Source organism: Actinophytocola algeriensis, from assembly GCF_014203735.1.
In the GTDB taxonomy this organism is placed as follows: domain Bacteria; phylum Actinomycetota; class Actinomycetes; order Mycobacteriales; family Pseudonocardiaceae; genus Actinophytocola; species Actinophytocola algeriensis.
Genome location: NZ_JACHJQ010000005.1, coordinates 879,410 through 894,513, shown reverse-complemented (window position 1 = coordinate 894,513; position 15,104 = coordinate 879,410). Strand labels below are relative to the sequence as shown.

The following is a 15,104-nucleotide window of genomic DNA, read 5'->3' as shown; positions in this document are numbered from 1 at the left end:
GTCGGTCGCCCTTCGTGGATCGTTCCCACAGTGTCGCGACCGGTTCGTCCGTTTGCTTCCTCCACGTTGCCGTCATGTCGCCGCGGCCACCCGGCAGCGGGGTCAGTCGCCCGCAGTGAGCCCGTCCAGGGGCGTGGCGATCGCCGTACTCGACGACGACCTGCGGCGCGGCATGTACACCTTCATCCGGACCGCGAGCAGGCCGGTGACCCGCGACGAGGCCGCCGCGGCTGTCGGGATCTCCCGCAAGCTCGCCGCGTTCCACCCCCTGGCCGCCAAAGCGCCCGACGTGGTGTGCGGGATCAACCACGCCTTCCTCACCGGCGTCGTCGACGGGCTGGCGGCCACGTCGATCCGGGCTGTCCTCGACCCGGGCGCGGGTGGCTGCTGCGTCGAACTGTCCGCGAACCCCCAGCCCCAGCAGTGACCGTCACGTGGTCTGCCGGTGCCCGGCCACGACGGATGGCGACTCAGGCGGCGGCGGTGCGGAGCTCGTCGCGCTTGGCGTAGTGGAAGACGAACGGTCCCAACGGGACGACCGCCGCCAGCAGCGCGAGCAGGGTCGTGAGCAGACTCCAGTCCAGCACGCGACGAACGGTGAGGATGGCCACGACCAGCGCGGTGAACAACGCACCGTGCAGGATGCCGAGCGGCATCACGAGGTCGATGTCCGAGACGCGGCTCAGCACCGACCCGAACAGGATCAACACGACGAACGACCAGCCCTCGACGAGGGAGAGCACACGGAACCGGGCAACGGGGTTGGTCAACACGACCCGACCCTAGCCGGACAATTCGCCCAGACCCGCGGCGGGTGTCCCCGAACCCGGCCGGGGCCGCTACGCGTCCTTTGTGGATAGCTGACCGGTGGCGTCGCCCCTCGTCACGGGGTTCTCCGATTCGCGGCGGGTCAGCACCAAGGGGCCGTTCTCGGTGATGGCGATCGTGTGCTCGGAGTGGGCCGTGCGTGAGCCGTCGGCCGACCGGATGGTCCAGCCGTCGGGGTCGAAGACGATCCGGTCGGTGGTGCGGGCGAACCAGGGCTCGAGCGCGAGGGTGAGGCCAGGCCGGAGCTTCAGGCCGCGACCGGCCCGGCCCTTGTTCGACACGTGGAGCTCCTCGTGCATGGTGCGGCCGATGCCGTGACCGCCGAACTCGGTGTTGACCGGGTAGCCGTAGTCGCAGGCCACCGCGAAGATCGCCGCCGAGATGTCGCCGAGGCGGTTGCCAGGACGCGCCACCTCGATCGCCGCTTCGAGGGCCTCCTCGGTGGCACGGATGATCCGCAGGTCCTCCTCGGCGGCGGTCCCGACGACGACCGTGCGCGCCGAGTCGGCCACCCAGCCGTCGATGCCGACCGCGAGGTCCGCCTTGAGCACGTCCCCGTCTCGCAGCGTGTAGTCGTGGGGCAGACCGTGCAGGACGGCGTCGTTGACCGACAGGCAGATGACGTTGCGGAACGGGCCCCTGCCGAAGGAGGGCGCGTAGTCCCAGTAGCACGACTCCGCCCCGCGCCGTTCGATCATGCCGCGCACGTGGTGTTCCAGATCGAGGAGGTTGACGCCGACGTCGGCGAGCCTGCCGACCTCGGAGAGCACCTCGGCGACGAAACGCCCGGCCACGTGCATGCGTTCGATCTCCGCAGGCGTCTTCAGTTCGATCACGACAACCTCACGTCACAGAGTGTTGGTATTACTATACCGACTCTAACACTTGCCGGTACAGTAATACCAACCGTATCCTGGCAGCATGGTCCGCCAACCGCTCACGCCACAGCAGATCGAAGCAGGCAGACGACTCGGCGCCCTGCTGCGCCGCGCGCGAGCGGGACGCGACCTGGCGGACGTCGCACACGCGGCGGGCATCTCACCGGAAACCCTGCGCAAGATCGAGACCGGACGGCTGCCCTCCCCCGGATTCGGCACGATCGTCGGCCTGGCCGAGGCACTCGACCTGCCCGTGCAGGAACTGGCAGCCACCTGGCGCGGCACCGACCTACCGCTCGAAGCCGTCTCCTAGCCCTGGTGGGTGCTGTCCTCGTCGGAGGTTCTGCACGGGGGTGATGTGGGGCTTGCGCCCTCCGCGCGCGGCTTTCGCGCCTTTCGTGGTTCTGGCTGGTGTCCCGAAGGCGTTTTCGGGGCGTTCGGTGTCCTGAAAGCGCCTTTCACGGCATCGGCGGCAACGAGCGCGGCGCCCTCCCCGTCATTCGAGGATGCGCACCAGTTCGACGCGGGAGCGCACCCCGAGGCGGGTGAAGATGTTGCGCAGGTGGTGTTCCACGGTGCGCTGGCTCAGGAACAACTGGGCCGCGACCTCGCGGTTGGTGGCCCCCTCCGCGACGAGGCGCGCGATCTTGTCCTGCTGCGGGGTCAGCGCGGGCGTCCCACGACCGCCCTTCGGTGGCTCGCCCACCGCGTGCAGTTCCGCGCGGGCGCGGTTCGCCCAGTAGTCGGCCTCGTGACGTTCGAAGTAGTCGATCGAGTCGTACAGCAGCTCGCGGGCCTGCCTCGGTTTTCGGTTGCGGCGCAGGCGGGTGGCGTAGAACAGCTCGGTCTTCGCCAGCTCCATCGACGTGCCGCTGATGTGGTGCAGGCGGATCGCCTCGGTGAAGTGGTCCTCGGCGTCCGTGCCGTCGGACACCATGGCCTGGCAGCGGTGTGACACCGCGAGCCGCGACGACGGGCCGGTGCTGTGCACCCAGCGGGTGTAGCCGCGCAGCGCGGAGTGGGCCGTGGCCGGCTCGCCGCAGCGGACGGCGGCCTCCACGATGTCCGGGGCCGCCAGCGCCCGCACGCCGGCGTGCACCCTGTCCGTGCCGCCGTCGGCCAGGTGGCCCAGGGCGTCGGCGGGCCGGTCGCGGACGAGGTCCACGCACGTCAACGCCCAGGCACCGAGCGTGCCCGACCGGCCGAGGCCGCGGTCGCGCACCTCCGCGCCGACCGCGCCGATCCGGTGCAGCGCGGTGTCGGTGTCGCCGAGCAACGCCGCGAGCAGCGCCAGGAACATGAGGTGGTCGGTCATGGCGTTGGGCTGTCCCGCCGCGATCGCCGCGTGCGCGCCCTCGAACGCGGACTCGCGGGCGAGCTCGTGCTGGTCGGCGAGGAGCGCCGTCATCGCGCGATAGGTCAGCGCCCACGGCACGAGCGTGGTCAGGCCGGTTTCCCGCGCCGCGGCGACACCCCGTTCGGTGAGCCGCAGCGCGGTCACCACGTCCCCGAGGACGAACGCCGCGTGGCCGCCCCAGATCGCGGACGTCGCGTCGGGCAGCCCGCCCGCGAGCGCCACCGCCGAGCGCAGCGCGGGCAGCGCCGCCTCGTGCCGCCCCGCGAAGCTGGCGGCCGTGCCGATGAGGTGGTCCAGCACCAGCCCTTGGCCGGGTGCCTCGCCGGGGGCGCGCCACCGGGCGGCGATGGCGGCGATCTCGCCGTGCAGCGCGTGGTCGCCCGCGACGGCGGCGGCCTCGCCCGCGAACCCCAGCGCCGTCACGGCCAGCGCGCGGTTGCCTGCGAGGAGCTGCTCCGCGGCGCGGACCAGCCTGCGCGCGGCGACGACCGGCCGGCCGGCACCGACCTCGATGCCGCCCGCCACGAGTTCGGCCAGTGCCCGCACCTCGGGTTGCGCGGACAGCGGCAGCACGGCACGCAGCGTCGCGCGCGCCCGGTGCGGCAGGCCGTGCCGCCAGTGGTCGGCCGCGGCGGACACCAGATGCCGGGCCCGCAGGTCGGGTGCGGTGGTCAGCGTGGCGGCACGGTCGTGATCCCGGGCCGCCGCGGCGAAGTCGCCTCGACAGCGGGCATCGACGGCGGCGGCGCGGAGCAGGTCGGCGTGGGCGTCCCTCGGGCCGGGCAGGCCGGCGGCCTCGTGCCAGGTGCGGCGCGGGCCGTCGGGCAGGGTGGCGGCGAGCGTCGCGTGGGCGGCGTAGCGCGCGGTGACGGGGAGCTCCGCGCACAGCGTCGCCCGCACGAGCGGCGCGCGGTACATGAGTGCGGTGGCCTCCTCGACCGCGGCGAGGTCCAGCCCTGGCGTGCGCGCCAGGGTGTCCACGTCGACCTCGTCGTCGACGAGGGTCATCGCGAGCGCGTGCCGCGCGTCCCGCGACAGCGCGGCGAACCGGTCCCGCAGCCGCGCGCGGAGGGAACTGTGTGGTGGCAACACGTCCGGCGGTGGTTCCGCACCGCCGAGCTGGGCGCTGGTCAGCGACCGCGCCACCTCCACCAGTGCGAGGGGGTTGCCGCCCGCGCCCCGGGCGACCTCGGCGGCGAGCCCGGTGGGCAGGCCCGGCAGCAGGTCGCGCAGCAGCAGGACACTCGCCGCCTGGTCCAGCGGGTCCAGCTCCACACACGGCAACCCGTGTGTGGTGCCCTCGGTGGCGATGAGCACCGCGACCGGCTTGTCGGCGAGGTCGGGGAGCGCGTCGAGCAGCCAGGCGAGGTCCAGGTCGTGGGCGTCGTCGACGCACAGCAACACCCGCCGCGGGTCGGCGGCGAAGTCGGCGGCCGCCGCCCGCGCGGCACGCAGGAGGGCGCTCTTGCCCGCTCCCGGTTCACCGCGCAACACCAGCACCCCGCCGCGCCCGGCGCGAACCCGGTCGAGCAACGCGTCGACGGCGACGCGCTGCCGGTCGCGTCCCCGCAGCATGGAACCTTTCTTCCACACCGGGCACCGCGACGGGAAGACGCCATCCGCACGGTAGTTTTACCGATCCCAGTTGGCGGGGAACCGGTGTGTCCGCCGATGCGCGCGGTCCGGCGGGTGCCCGAGGGTCGAAGGCGTCTGTTCCCCTGCACCAGCGAGGCATCCATGCGAATCCGCAGCATCCTCTGCGCGCTGTCCGCGTCGGCGCTGCTCGTGGCCGGCACCCCGGCGCAGGCCGCCGTACCGGTCGCCGCCAACCCGTACGAACGTGGCCCCGCACCGACCACGTCGAGCATCGAGGCGTCGCGCGGCCCGTTCGCCGTCGCCAGCGTCACCGTGTCCCGGTCGTCGGCATCGGGCTTCGGCGGCGGCACCGTCTACTACCCCACGAGCACCACAGAGGGCACGTTCGGCGCGGTGGCGATCTCACCCGGCTTCACGGCGTCGCAGTCGAGCGTGGCGTGGCTGGGCCCGCGCCTGGCGTCCCAGGGCTTCGTGGTGATCACCATCGACACCCTCTCGACGCTCGACCAGCCCGACAGCCGGGGCGGTCAGCTGCTGGCCGCGCTCGACTACGTGCGGAACACGAGCTCCGTGCGGACCCGCGTCGACGGCACCCGCCTCGGCGTCATGGGTCACTCGATGGGCGGTGGCGGCAGCCTCGCGGCGTCCCGCACCCGGCCGACGATCCAGGCCGCGGTCCCGCTGACTCCCTGGCACGGCACCAAGTCCTGGTCGACCGTCGGCGTGCCCACGATGATCATCGGCGCGGAGAACGACCGGGTGGCCCCGGTGTCGTCCCACTCCGAACCGTTCTACACCAGCATGAGCGCGGCCCAGGACAAGGCGTACCTGGAACTGAACAACGCGAGCCACTCGGCCCCGACGAGCGCCAACACGACCGTGGCCCGGTACAGCATCTCCTGGCTCAAACGCTTCATCGACAACGACACCCGGTACGAGCAGTTCCTGTGCCCCGCACCGGGTCCGAGCAACCTGATCCAGGAGTACCGGGACACCTGCCCCCACTCCTGAGCGCCACCCCGTGACGGAGTCCTGGCCGGAAACCCTGCGCCGGCCAGGACTCCTCGGCGTCCCACGACCGGCTGGCGCCGACCGGTTCACCGCGCGCCGCGACGACCCGTCGGGCAGGGTCGGTACGTGGACAGCAGCGCGATCGCGGTCCGGCCGGTGGTCGTGACCCTGGCCGTGGACGACGACACCCAGCAGCGGTGGGATGCGTTGCGCCGCCGCCACTTCCCGTCGCACCGGCTGCTGGTCGGCGCGCACGTCACCCTGTTCCACGCCATTCCCGGCGAGCGCGGCGACGGCGCGCTCGCCGACGTGACGGCGCTGGCGGAGGAGACCGGACCGTTCCCGGTCACGGAGGACGAGCCGTACTCGCTCGGCTCCGGCGTGGCGCTGCGGGTGGTCTCGGCCGGGTTGCGGGCCGTGCGTGCCGACCTCGCGACCCGCTGGGGCGCCTGGCTTTCCCGGCAGGACAGTCAGCCGTTCCGGCCGCACGTCACCGTGCAGAACAAGGTCGATGCCCAGCTCGCCCGCCGGACACTGGCCGAGCTCCGCGCCGCCGCACCGTGCCGGTGGACGGGCACCGCGACCGGCATCGCGTTGTGGCACTACGAGGGCGGTCGGTGGGCAGCGATCCGGACCGTGCCGTTCCGCCGGTCCGTCGTGGCAGGGTCACGGGGTGCGGGCTGAGCGACGGCGGCGCGGTGGCCGCTCGGCACACGGTGGTCAGCCCCGGGCGTTGTCGAGGTACTGCAGCAGCTCGTGAGCCGCCAGTTCGACCTCCTTGTGCCCCCACTCGGCGGCGCGGTAGTGACACGCGATGATGCCCATCCGGTGCAGGCGGCGGAAGTCGCCGAAGACGAAGGCGTAGCGGGCCTTCGTCTCCTCGGTGGCACCGTCGGTCACCGCGAGGTGCCACGCGCCGTACTCGTCCCACGAGTGGCCGTCGAGGTAGTCGTTCTCCGCTGTGGCACTGGGTTGGACGTCCCGCCACTGGCTCCGCACCACGTACTGCCGTGTGTCGATCAACCGGCGTGCGTACGCCACGCCGGCCTGGTTCACCGAGTAGTTCGACATCGGTCCAGTCTGCTCGACAGGACGGCTCCCGGCAGATCCACGTGCCGCATGCCGGGCGGCTGTCCGGGAGTCGCGTGCACCTGCCCCGGCTCGGCGTTCGCCGCGTCAGGCCGTGCCGTGCTGCCGGGACCCCTCCGCGTCGAGGAGGTCCTGCCTGCCGCGTGACACGCGGGACCGGATGGTGCCGACCGGCACGCCGCAGATGTCGGCCGCCTCGCCGTAGGACAGGCCCAGCACCTGGGTCAGGACGAGTGCTTCCCTGCGCTCCGGCAGGAGTCCGTCGAGGAGGAGGTCGAGCTCGACGATGTCCTCGAAACCCGCCACGTTGTCGTGAGCGGCGGCCTGCCCCCGGTCGGCGACCTGGGTCCAGTCCACGGCGCCGGTGGTCCTCGGCCGAGACGTCACGGTCCTGATGTGGTCCACCACGACCCGCCGCGCGATCGACATCAACCACGTCCGCGCGGACGACCGGCCCGCGAACGACGACAGACTGGGCAGCGCCCGCAGGTAGGTCTCCTGCGTGAGGTCGTCCGCGAGACCGACACCAGCGAGATGCGCGACGAGCCGCCACACGTCCCGCTGCGACGCCCGCACGAACCGCTCCAGCGCGCCGCGATCGCCCTTGCCCGCGGCGATCGCCGACTCGGTCAGCTCGTCGACGTCCCGAGGAGTCCCCACAGGCCCGGAGCGTATCCGACACACCGCCGGGAACCACAGGCCCATGTGGCCCGGCCATCGGCGTGCGGACCGGCCGCCACCGTGCCGCCTGACCAGGGAACCAGCTGCCGACGACGGCGGGGTGCGACTCGCCGCGCAGGCACCGCTCAGCCTGTGCGCAGCGCGACGTTCCGGTCGGCGTGCAGGAGATCGTCCCTGGCCCGTGCGACACGCGACCGGATGGTGCCGACCCGGACACCGACGACCTCGGCGGCTTCCCCATAGGACATGCCGATCACCTGGGTCAGGAGGAGCGCCTCACGACGCTCCGGAAGGAGACCCTCGAGAAGGAGACCGACCTCCACGACCTCCTCGAAACCCGCCATCCCGGACTGGGTGGCGAACTGCTTCCGGTCGGAGATCCAGTCCAGGTCGGCGGCACCATCCGCGCGTGGCCGCACCCTGGCGGCTCTGATGTGGTCCACGACCACCCGGCGGGCGATCGACATCAACCACGTCCGCGCCGATGAGCGGCCCGCGAAGGAAGGCAGGCTGGGCAGTGCCCGCAGATACGTCTCCTGTGTCAGGTCGTCGGCCAGACCAGGACCGGCGAAATGGGCGACCATCCGCCACAGGTCACGCTGCGTACCGCGCACGAACCGCTCGAGCGCCGCCCGATCGCCCCCGCCTGCGGCGAAGGCTGCCTCGGTCAGGTCGTCATCACTATGAGGAGCCGTCACATTCTGGAGAGTAATGGCCGACGCGACCGGGGAACATATGCGTTCTTCACGACTGCGTGCTTCGAATTCACTCCGGTGGTTCGGTGGGTTCCACGGAGCCGGGGGCGGTGGTCGTCTCTTCACTGCTGGTCGGCGGAGTGGTGGTCGGGACGGGCTCCGACGGGGCGGGCGTGTTCTCGGTGGTGGTCGCCGGCTGGGTCGTCGTCACGGGCACATCGACGGCCGGGGGTGGCGGCGCCTTCGGGGCCGGCCTCGTCCTGGTCGGCGTCTCGTCCAGTCGGACGGGTTCACCAGCAGGCGCGTTCGCCGGTGGCTGGGTGGTCGGGTTGTGTTCGGTCCCCGTCACCGGGGCCCGCTCCTCGACCGGGATCACGCTGGTGCGATCGCCCGTCAGCCAGATGCCCGCCGCCGCCAGCGCGACGACCAGGGCACCGACCGCCGCCACGGGCCGGCGTCCGGTGGACGTGACCGGCGGCGGCACAGGTTCCGCGACCGCGCCGAACCCGGCGGCGGCGAGCAGATCCAGCGCCTCCTGCGCGGTGGGGCGAGTGTGCGGGTCGGCCGTGAGCAGCGCGGTCAGCACCCCGGTCAGCGGGCCGGACCGCCGGGGCGGGTTGATCTCGCCGCCTGCCACCGCGTGCAGCAGGGCGAGGGTGTTCGGTGGTTTGCCGAACGGTGGTTCCCCCTCGAGCGCGGTGTACAGGGTCGAGCCCAGTGAGAAGACGTCCGAGGCAGGCGTGGGCTCAGCGCCGAGAGCCACCTCGGGCGCCAGGTACGCGGGGGTGCCGATCACGCCTGTCCTGGTCGCCGCTGCGTCGTCGGCCGACCGGGAGATGCCGAAGTCGGTGAGCTTCACCGAACCGTCCTCACCGAGGAGGATGTTGGCAGGCGTGATGTCGCGGTGCACGATGCCCGCGGCGTGCGCCGCGGCCAGTGCCGCCGCGATCTGGACGCCGATGGCGGCGACCTCGCCCGGCGGGAGGGTGCCCGTCTCGGCGATGGCCGTCGCCAGGCTGCGGGACGGCAGGTACTCCATGACGAGGCAGGGCACGCCGTCCTCGTCGACCACGTCGAACACGGTCGTCGCGTTCGGGTGGTGCAGCCGGGCGGCGATGCGACCCTCACGCAGGCAGCGGGCCACCGCCTTCATGGGCTGCGGACGGCCGCGGTGCGGCAGCAGCTTCTTGACCGCCACCGGCCGGTTCAGCCGTTCGTCGTGGCCCTGCCAGACGACGGCCATCCCGCCCGTGCCGATCCGGCGGACCAGTCTGTAACGCCCGGCCACCAGATGGCCCTCGTCGGTCATCACGCCCTCGCTCTCGCCAGGTGCCTCCCGTCACAGGGATTGCATTTTCCGGGCGGAGCTAAACATGACGATCAGGCGAGGGAGGGCGACTCCGATGGCGGTCCTGGCTGCGATGACACGACCTGGATCACCTTGTCGACGCCCACGAGGGCGAGCACCCGGGTGACGGACCGGCTGCCCACCACCTGGAGCCGGGTACCCAGTTCGGTACACCGGCCGTGGTGGTCGAGCAGGACGTTCACGCCCGCCGACTCGAAGAAGGTGACCCGCGTGAGGTCGAGGATCACCGGTGCGGGCGGCACCACGACGGCTTCGGCCAGCTCGAGCTGTGCGCTCAGCAAGGGCGCGGTGGTGAGATCGACTTCACCCACGGCGCGTACGACGACCGCGTGGTTGTCCACGATGCGATCGACCCACAACAGGGCGTCATCGACGGGGTTGGGCTGTGACAACTGGGTCCTCCGGCCTACGGTGTGCGACCTCGAGAAATCGCTGCGGCGTCAGGCTGGGGTTTCAACCCGTTCAGGAGGCCCAGCGTAACCGTCCTTCCACGATCGCGCCAGGCTGCTGTTCAGCGGTGGCCGTCACGCCGTCGAGTCGCGGCCGCCGCCGTGACCCGCCACGGCCTCCTCGAGCCGCCGGAAGACGGGGATCGCCTCGGTGACGCCCAGCAGCTCCAGCGGGCGCTGAACGTGATCGGTGTCCACGAGCAAGCACAACCGCGTCTTCCCGATCCCGCGGTGCGTCCTGAGCAACACCGCGATCCCCGGGGAGGACAGGATGGTCACCGCGGTCAGGTCGACGACCAGCGTGACCGGCTCGCGGTCGACCTCCGCGCCGAGCGTCGTGCCCAGTGCCGGCGTGGCAGAGAGGTCGAGCGCACCCGACACCGTCACCACCACGAGGGTGCCGTCGTCACTGCGGCGAACTTCGATGTCGAACCCTTGCCCCTTCGGCAAGTACGTGTCGTCCCACATGGATTCACCTTCCCAGAGACCGGTCGCAAGCACCTCGGTGAAGGGTCGCGATTGGCGAAGATCACGCTCCGCGGCGTGGCGCGTAACGGATCCGCCGGAGTGCCGACTCTCCATGGGTGCGGTTCGCAATCCTGGGGCCCGTGCGCGTGCTGCGCGACGGTGCGCCGGTCGACGTGGGTGGGCCCAAGCAGCGTGCGCTCCTGACGGTGTTCCTGACCAGGCCCGGCCAGGTGCTCACCACCGACTGGCTGGCCGACGCGCTGTGGGACGGCCGCCCACCCGCCGGTGCGCACGTCACGCTCCGCACCTACGTCACCGGGCTGCGCCGCGCTCTCGAACCCGGCCGGGGCAGGCGGGCCGACAGCGACCTCCTCCGCGCCCATCCCGGCGGCTACGAGCTCCACGTCGAGCCGGACGCCATCGACGCGGTCCGCTTCGACCGGCTGACCGAGGCCGCGGCCACCGCCGACCCGGTGACGGCCGAGCGCCGGTACACCGAGGCGCTCGCGCTGTGGCACGGCGACCCGCTGGCCAGCGCCGCCGGGCTCACCGTGCTGCGGCCCGACCTCACCCGCCTCACCGAGGCCCGGCTCGCCGCCGTCGACGGGCGCCACGCCGCCGCGGTCGCCGCCGGGCGGCACGAGAGCGTGCTGCCCGAGCTGCACCACCACGTCGCGTCCCACCCCCAGCGTGAGGCGGCGCGGGCCACCCTGATGCTCGCCCTCTACCGCGCGGGCCGCCAGACCGCCGCGCTGGCGGCGTACACCGACGGGCAGCGGCTGCTCGCCACCGAGTTCGGGGTCGAACCCGGCCCGGAGCTCCGCGCCCTGCACCGGCAGGTCCTCACCCACACCGTCCCCCTCGTCGAGCCGGGGCTCTTCGGCCGTGAGGCCGAGCTGGCCCGGCTGACCGCCCTCCTGGACGACGCCAACGCCGGCCGCGGGCGGGTCGTGACCATCGTCGGCGAGGCGGGCATCGGCAAGACCAGCCTCGCCTCGGCAGTCCGGGACCAGGCGCGGGCGCGGGGCGTGCCGGTGGTGTGGACCCGCTGCCCCGATCTCGGCCGCACCCCGCCGTTCTGGCTGTGGACCCAGGTCGTCCGCGAACTGTCCACATCGGACCAGTCGGCGGCGCTGGCCGTGTTCACCGAGGGCCGGCCCGCCGAGACCGCGGACCCGGCCGCGCGGTTCCGCACCTACGACGCCGTGGCGGCGCTGGTGACGGCGGCCGCGGCGCGTGCGGGACTGGTCCTCGTGCTCGACGACCTCCACGCCGCCGACCCGGACTCCCTGCTCCTCCTGCGCTACCTCGCACCCACGCTCGCGACCGCCCGCGTCCTCGTCGTCGTCACGTCCCGCCCCTACGACCACCTGCCTGCCGTGGTCGCCGCCGTCGCCGACCTGGTCCGCACCCCGGGTGGCACCCAGCTGCGCCCCGCCGGGCTCGACGCAGGCGCCGTGACCGCCCTGGTCCGGACCGCCACGGTTGCGCCACCGCCGCCCGGACTGGTCGGCAGGCTGGTCGCGCGCACCGGCGGCAACCCGTTCTTCATCACCGAGGTCCTCGCGGCCGACCGCACCGGCGCCGCGCTGCCGCCCAGCGTGCGTGACGCGGTCCGCGCTCACCTGGACACGCTGCCCGGCCCGGCCCGCGCGTGCCTCGACCTGCTGGCCGTCGCGGACCGGGACCTGGCGCCCGCCCTCTTCGACGACCCAGGCGGCCTGGCCGACGCACTCGCCGCGCACCTGGTCACCGAGGCGCGCCAGGGCACGGTCCGGTTCCGGCACCCGCTGTTCGCGGAGGTCGTCTACGCGGCGCTGGCCCCGGCCGAACGCGCCGCACTGCACGCACGGCTCGCCCGCTGGCCCGGCCTCACCCCGGCCGAACGCGCGCACCACCACGACCGCGCGGGCCACGACGAGGAGCACCTGCGCTGGACGCTGCGCGCGGCCGACGACGCCACCCGCCGCCTCGCCTACGAGGACGCCGTCGCGCACCTGGACCGCGCCGCGGACCGCCTCGCGCACCTCGCCGACGCGAAGGGCGAGCTGGAGGTCCAGCTGCTGCGGATGTCGCTGCTGCAGGTCACCGCGGGCATCGGCAGCGACGCCGTCGTCGCCGCGGCCACGCGCGCCAGGGCCCTGCTCCCCCAGGCAGGCTCCGACGTCGACCAGCGGCCCGCGCTGTGGGCGCTGGGCGAGATCGCGTGCAACCACGCCGACTTCGCGGTGGCCGACGACCTGGCCGCCAGGCTGTGCGCGGCGACCGACAGCCGTGACCACGACAGAACCGGCCTGGTCGCGGTCGGCGGCCACTACCTGCGTGGCGTCGTCGCCTACTTCACCGGGCGGCTCGCGACCGCCGAGTCCTTCCTCGACCGGGCGCTGGCCCTGCTCGCCGCTGCCGGGCCGGTCCCTCCTGCCCGCACACCGACGTTGACCGTGCACCACTTCCGCGCCCTCACCCGTTCGCTGCGCGGCGACCACGCCGGGGCCGAGGCCGACCTGGCCGAGGCCCGCGCGGCCATGGACCCGCACGGCCGCGCCAACGCCGCGCTGTTCGCGGGCTGGGTCGCGCTCCAGGAACAGGACGCCGACGCGGGCCGCGTGGCGGGGCTGCGCTGCCACGCGGTGGGCGTCGAGGAGAACATGCCGCACTTCGTGCACACCGGTGAGTTCTTCACCGAGTGGGCGGCGGCCCGCGGCGGCGACCCGGGCAGGCTGGCGGCGATGCGGGCCGCCGGTGCCGGGGTGTACCGGCTGGGCCTGCGCTCGACCCGCACGATCACCGCGGCCGCCATGGCCGACGCGTACCTCGCCGCGGGCGACACCGCGACCGCCGCCCGGCTGGCGGACGAGGCGCTGACCCGGTCCGGCACGACGGGCGAACGGGTGCTGGCCGCCGAACTGCACCGGGTTCGCGGCGTCGCCACCCGTGACCCCGCCGACCTGCGCACGGCCGCCGGCCTGGCCGCGGCACAGGGCGCGGGCCTGCTGTCGGAGCGGGTGGCGGCCGACCTCAACAGGATCTCCACAACGGCGGGCTGAAGTGGCCGCATGCACACAGAAGACGTTGACGTCCTGGTGGTCGGCTGCGGACCGGTCGGCGCCCTGACCGCGAACCTGCTTGGCGTGCGCGGCGTCCGCACGCTGGTCGTGGAACACAGCACCGCACCGCACGGGCAGCCGAGGGCGTTCTCGTGCGACGACGAGGCCCTGCGGATCTACCAGCAGGCCGGCCTGCGCGACGAGGTCGCCGCCGACATGCACGTGCCGTCGGTCGCCGACTACGTCAACGCGAAAGGCAGGGTGTTCGCCCGCATCGCACTCGACGAGATCGACTTCGGCCTCGGCTCCCGCCCGCTGTACTTCTTCGACCAGCCGAGGCTGGAGGCGACGCTGCGGGCGGGCCTGGACCGGTTCGACCACGTCACCCTGCGCACCGGCGTGGCCATGGTGGCGCTGTCGCAGGGGACGGCGACCGTGACCGCCGTCCTGCGCGACCCGGCGACCGGCGAGGAGACCAGGGTCCGCGCGCGGTACGTGCTGGGCTGCGACGGTGCCCGCAGCGCGACCCGGCACGCGGTCGGCATCCCCCTGTCCGGCTCGTCCTACGCCGAGCAGTGGCTCGCGGTGTCGGGCCCCGTGGCGCCGGACGCGGTCCGCGTGGCCGACACGCGGTTCGTGTGCGACTGGCGCCGCCCCGCGTTCGTGTCGCCGGGCGCGCACGGCACGTACCGCCTCGAGTTCATGCTGCACGGCGGCGAGACCCCCGAGACGATGGACGTGCCCGCGCTCGTCGCCCCCTACGTCGACCCCGGCCGCTTCACGATCACCCGGTCCACCGGCTACACCTTCCACCAGCTGGTGGCGTCGCGGTGGCGCGCCGGCCGGGTGTTCCTGCTCGGCGACGCCGCGCACCAGATGCCGCCGTTCCTCGGCCAGGGCCTGTGCAGCGGCCTGCGCGACGCGGCGAACCTGACGTGGAAGCTCGCACTGGTCCTCGCGGGCGACGCGGGCGACGACCTGCTCGACACCTACGAGACCGAACGCCGCCCCCACACCGAGGAGATGGCGACCACCAGTGTGCGCATGGGCCACGTCTTCCTGGTGCGCAACCGGTTCGCCGCCGCGACCCGCGACGCGGTGCTGACCGCGATCCAGACCGTTCCGCGCATCCGGCGGTTCATCAGCCACTTCGAGTTCAAACCGCTCCCCGCCCACCGCGAAGGCCTGATGGCGGGTGGCCGCCGCACCGGCGTGATCGGCACGATGTTCCCCCAGCCTGCCATCGGGGACCGGCCACTGGACGACCTGCTCGGCCCGGACTTCGCCGTACTCGGCCCGGCCGTCGACCGGCACACGGCCGGCACGTGGCAGGGCCCTCGGGCCCGCTTCTTCCGCGTGACACAGGCCGATACACCAACTGAGACACCGGGCGAGACACCGGGCGTGACACCGACCGTGACATCGAACGAGACACCGGCCGGCGCGGTCGGTGAGCTGGTGGACGAGTCGCTGGCCGCGTGGTTCACCCGCCACGACGTCGGCGTGGTCGTCCTGCGGCCCGACCGTTTCGTGTACGCCACCGCGACGTCAGCGGTCTCCCTGGCACCGTCATGACGCGGTGCGAGTCAGGTACGAGCGAAAATCGTGATCACTGCGGCAGGTTGGTGGGTGCACG

Annotated in this window: 15 protein-coding genes; 6 read left to right on the top strand and 9 right to left on the bottom strand. The window is 73.1% G+C overall.

Annotated elements, in window-relative coordinates; all coding sequences use genetic code 11:
* Positions 1–133: 133 nt before the first annotated feature.
* Positions 134–427 carry a hypothetical protein gene (locus FHR82_RS26830; RefSeq protein WP_376706446.1) on the top strand — a complete coding sequence of 98 codons (294 nt, stop codon included), beginning with the start codon at positions 134–136 and terminating at the stop codon, positions 425–427.
* Positions 428–470: 43 nt separating this feature from the next.
* On the opposite strand, the gene FHR82_RS26825 is transcribed toward FHR82_RS26830, so the two are convergent.
* Both FHR82_RS26825 and map read right to left on the bottom strand, forming a co-directional pair.
* Positions 471–773 (bottom strand): DUF3817 domain-containing protein, encoded by a 303-nt coding sequence (locus FHR82_RS26825; RefSeq protein ID WP_184813232.1) that lies wholly within the window; start codon positions 771–773, stop codon positions 471–473.
* A gap of 66 nt (positions 774–839) precedes the next feature.
* A complete protein-coding gene (gene map / locus FHR82_RS26820; RefSeq protein ID WP_184813231.1) occupies positions 840–1,664 on the bottom strand; it encodes a type I methionyl aminopeptidase in 825 nt (274 codons plus the stop codon).
* Positions 1,665–1,749: 85 nt separating this feature from the next.
* Here map and FHR82_RS26815 point away from each other — a divergent pair, with 85 nt between their 5' ends.
* Complete coding sequence (locus FHR82_RS26815; protein ID WP_184813230.1) at positions 1,750–2,019, top strand: helix-turn-helix domain-containing protein; 270 nt, start codon at positions 1,750–1,752, stop codon at positions 2,017–2,019.
* Between the two features lie 183 nt (positions 2,020–2,202).
* Here the strand turns inward: FHR82_RS26815 and FHR82_RS26810 are convergent, their stop codons facing one another.
* On the bottom strand, positions 2,203–4,638 hold the full coding sequence (locus FHR82_RS26810) for a LuxR C-terminal-related transcriptional regulator (RefSeq protein WP_184813229.1): 2,436 nt from the start codon (positions 4,636–4,638) through the stop codon (positions 2,203–2,205).
* Positions 4,639–4,800: 162 nt separating this feature from the next.
* On the opposite strand from FHR82_RS26810, the gene FHR82_RS26805 reads away from it, so the two are divergent.
* Together FHR82_RS26805 and FHR82_RS26800 are read left to right on the top strand one after the other, a co-directional pair.
* A complete protein-coding gene (locus FHR82_RS26805) occupies positions 4,801–5,670 on the top strand; it encodes a poly(ethylene terephthalate) hydrolase family protein (protein WP_184813228.1) in 870 nt (289 codons plus the stop codon).
* Between the two features lie 126 nt (positions 5,671–5,796).
* Positions 5,797–6,354, top strand: a complete 558-nt coding sequence (locus FHR82_RS26800; protein ID WP_311771295.1) for a 2'-5' RNA ligase family protein — start codon at positions 5,797–5,799, stop codon at positions 6,352–6,354.
* 36 nt (positions 6,355–6,390) lie between these two features.
* Here the strand turns inward: FHR82_RS26800 and FHR82_RS26795 are convergent, their stop codons facing one another.
* The 6 genes from FHR82_RS26795 to FHR82_RS26770 all read right to left on the bottom strand — a co-directional run bounded on the left by FHR82_RS26795 (position 6,391) and on the right by FHR82_RS26770 (position 10,421).
* Positions 6,391–6,741 carry a hypothetical protein gene (locus FHR82_RS26795; protein WP_184813227.1) on the bottom strand — a complete coding sequence of 117 codons (351 nt, stop codon included), beginning with the start codon at positions 6,739–6,741 and terminating at the stop codon, positions 6,391–6,393.
* 105 nt (positions 6,742–6,846) lie between these two features.
* On the bottom strand, positions 6,847–7,464 hold the full coding sequence (locus FHR82_RS26790; RefSeq protein ID WP_184813226.1) for a sigma-70 family RNA polymerase sigma factor: 618 nt from the start codon (positions 7,462–7,464) through the stop codon (positions 6,847–6,849).
* Positions 7,465–7,565: 101 nt separating this feature from the next.
* A complete protein-coding gene (locus FHR82_RS26785; protein ID WP_184813225.1) occupies positions 7,566–8,138 on the bottom strand; it encodes a sigma-70 family RNA polymerase sigma factor in 573 nt (190 codons plus the stop codon).
* Between the two features lie 67 nt (positions 8,139–8,205).
* The gene (locus FHR82_RS26780) at positions 8,206–9,444 is read right to left on the bottom strand and encodes a serine/threonine-protein kinase (protein ID WP_184813224.1); all 1,239 of its coding nucleotides are present in this window, start codon (positions 9,442–9,444) and stop codon (positions 8,206–8,208) included.
* A 71-nt stretch (positions 9,445–9,515) separates the two neighbouring features.
* The gene (locus FHR82_RS26775; protein ID WP_311771305.1) at positions 9,516–9,845 is read right to left on the bottom strand and encodes an STAS domain-containing protein; all 330 of its coding nucleotides are present in this window, start codon (positions 9,843–9,845) and stop codon (positions 9,516–9,518) included.
* Positions 9,846–10,028: 183 nt separating this feature from the next.
* Positions 10,029–10,421 (bottom strand): STAS domain-containing protein, encoded by a 393-nt coding sequence (locus FHR82_RS26770; RefSeq protein ID WP_184813222.1) that lies wholly within the window; start codon positions 10,419–10,421, stop codon positions 10,029–10,031.
* A 116-nt stretch (positions 10,422–10,537) separates the two neighbouring features.
* Between FHR82_RS26770 and FHR82_RS26765 the strand changes: the two genes are divergently transcribed.
* Together FHR82_RS26765 and FHR82_RS26760 are read left to right on the top strand one after the other, a co-directional pair.
* The gene (locus tag FHR82_RS26765; protein WP_184813221.1) at positions 10,538–13,468 is read left to right on the top strand and encodes an ATP-binding protein; all 2,931 of its coding nucleotides are present in this window, start codon (positions 10,538–10,540) and stop codon (positions 13,466–13,468) included.
* Between the two features lie 9 nt (positions 13,469–13,477).
* Positions 13,478–15,043, top strand: coding sequence for a bifunctional 3-(3-hydroxy-phenyl)propionate/3-hydroxycinnamic acid hydroxylase (locus FHR82_RS26760; RefSeq protein ID WP_184813220.1), 1,566 nt, complete (start codon positions 13,478–13,480; stop codon positions 15,041–15,043).
* The last annotated feature ends 61 nt before the right edge of the window (positions 15,044–15,104 follow it).

What these genes read in the sequence shown, in the direction of transcription:
- FHR82_RS26815 (WP_184813230.1), top strand. Translation starts at nt 1,750, where the DNA reads ATGGTCCGCCAACCGCTCACGCCACAGCAGATCGAAGCAGGCAGACGA.
- FHR82_RS26810 (WP_184813229.1), bottom strand. Translation starts at nt 4,638, where the DNA reads ATGCTGCGGGGACGCGACCGGCAGCGCGTCGCCGTCGACGCGTTGCTC.
- FHR82_RS26805 (WP_184813228.1), top strand. Translation starts at nt 4,801, where the DNA reads ATGCGAATCCGCAGCATCCTCTGCGCGCTGTCCGCGTCGGCGCTGCTC.
- FHR82_RS26795 (WP_184813227.1), bottom strand. Translation starts at nt 6,741, where the DNA reads ATGTCGAACTACTCGGTGAACCAGGCCGGCGTGGCGTACGCACGCCGG.
- FHR82_RS26790 (WP_184813226.1), bottom strand. Translation starts at nt 7,464, where the DNA reads ATGGGCCTGTGGTTCCCGGCGGTGTGTCGGATACGCTCCGGGCCTGTG.
- FHR82_RS26780 (WP_184813224.1), bottom strand. Translation starts at nt 9,444, where the DNA reads ATGACCGACGAGGGCCATCTGGTGGCCGGGCGTTACAGACTGGTCCGC.
- FHR82_RS26770 (WP_184813222.1), bottom strand. Translation starts at nt 10,421, where the DNA reads ATGTGGGACGACACGTACTTGCCGAAGGGGCAAGGGTTCGACATCGAA.
- FHR82_RS26760 (WP_184813220.1), top strand. Translation starts at nt 13,478, where the DNA reads ATGCACACAGAAGACGTTGACGTCCTGGTGGTCGGCTGCGGACCGGTC.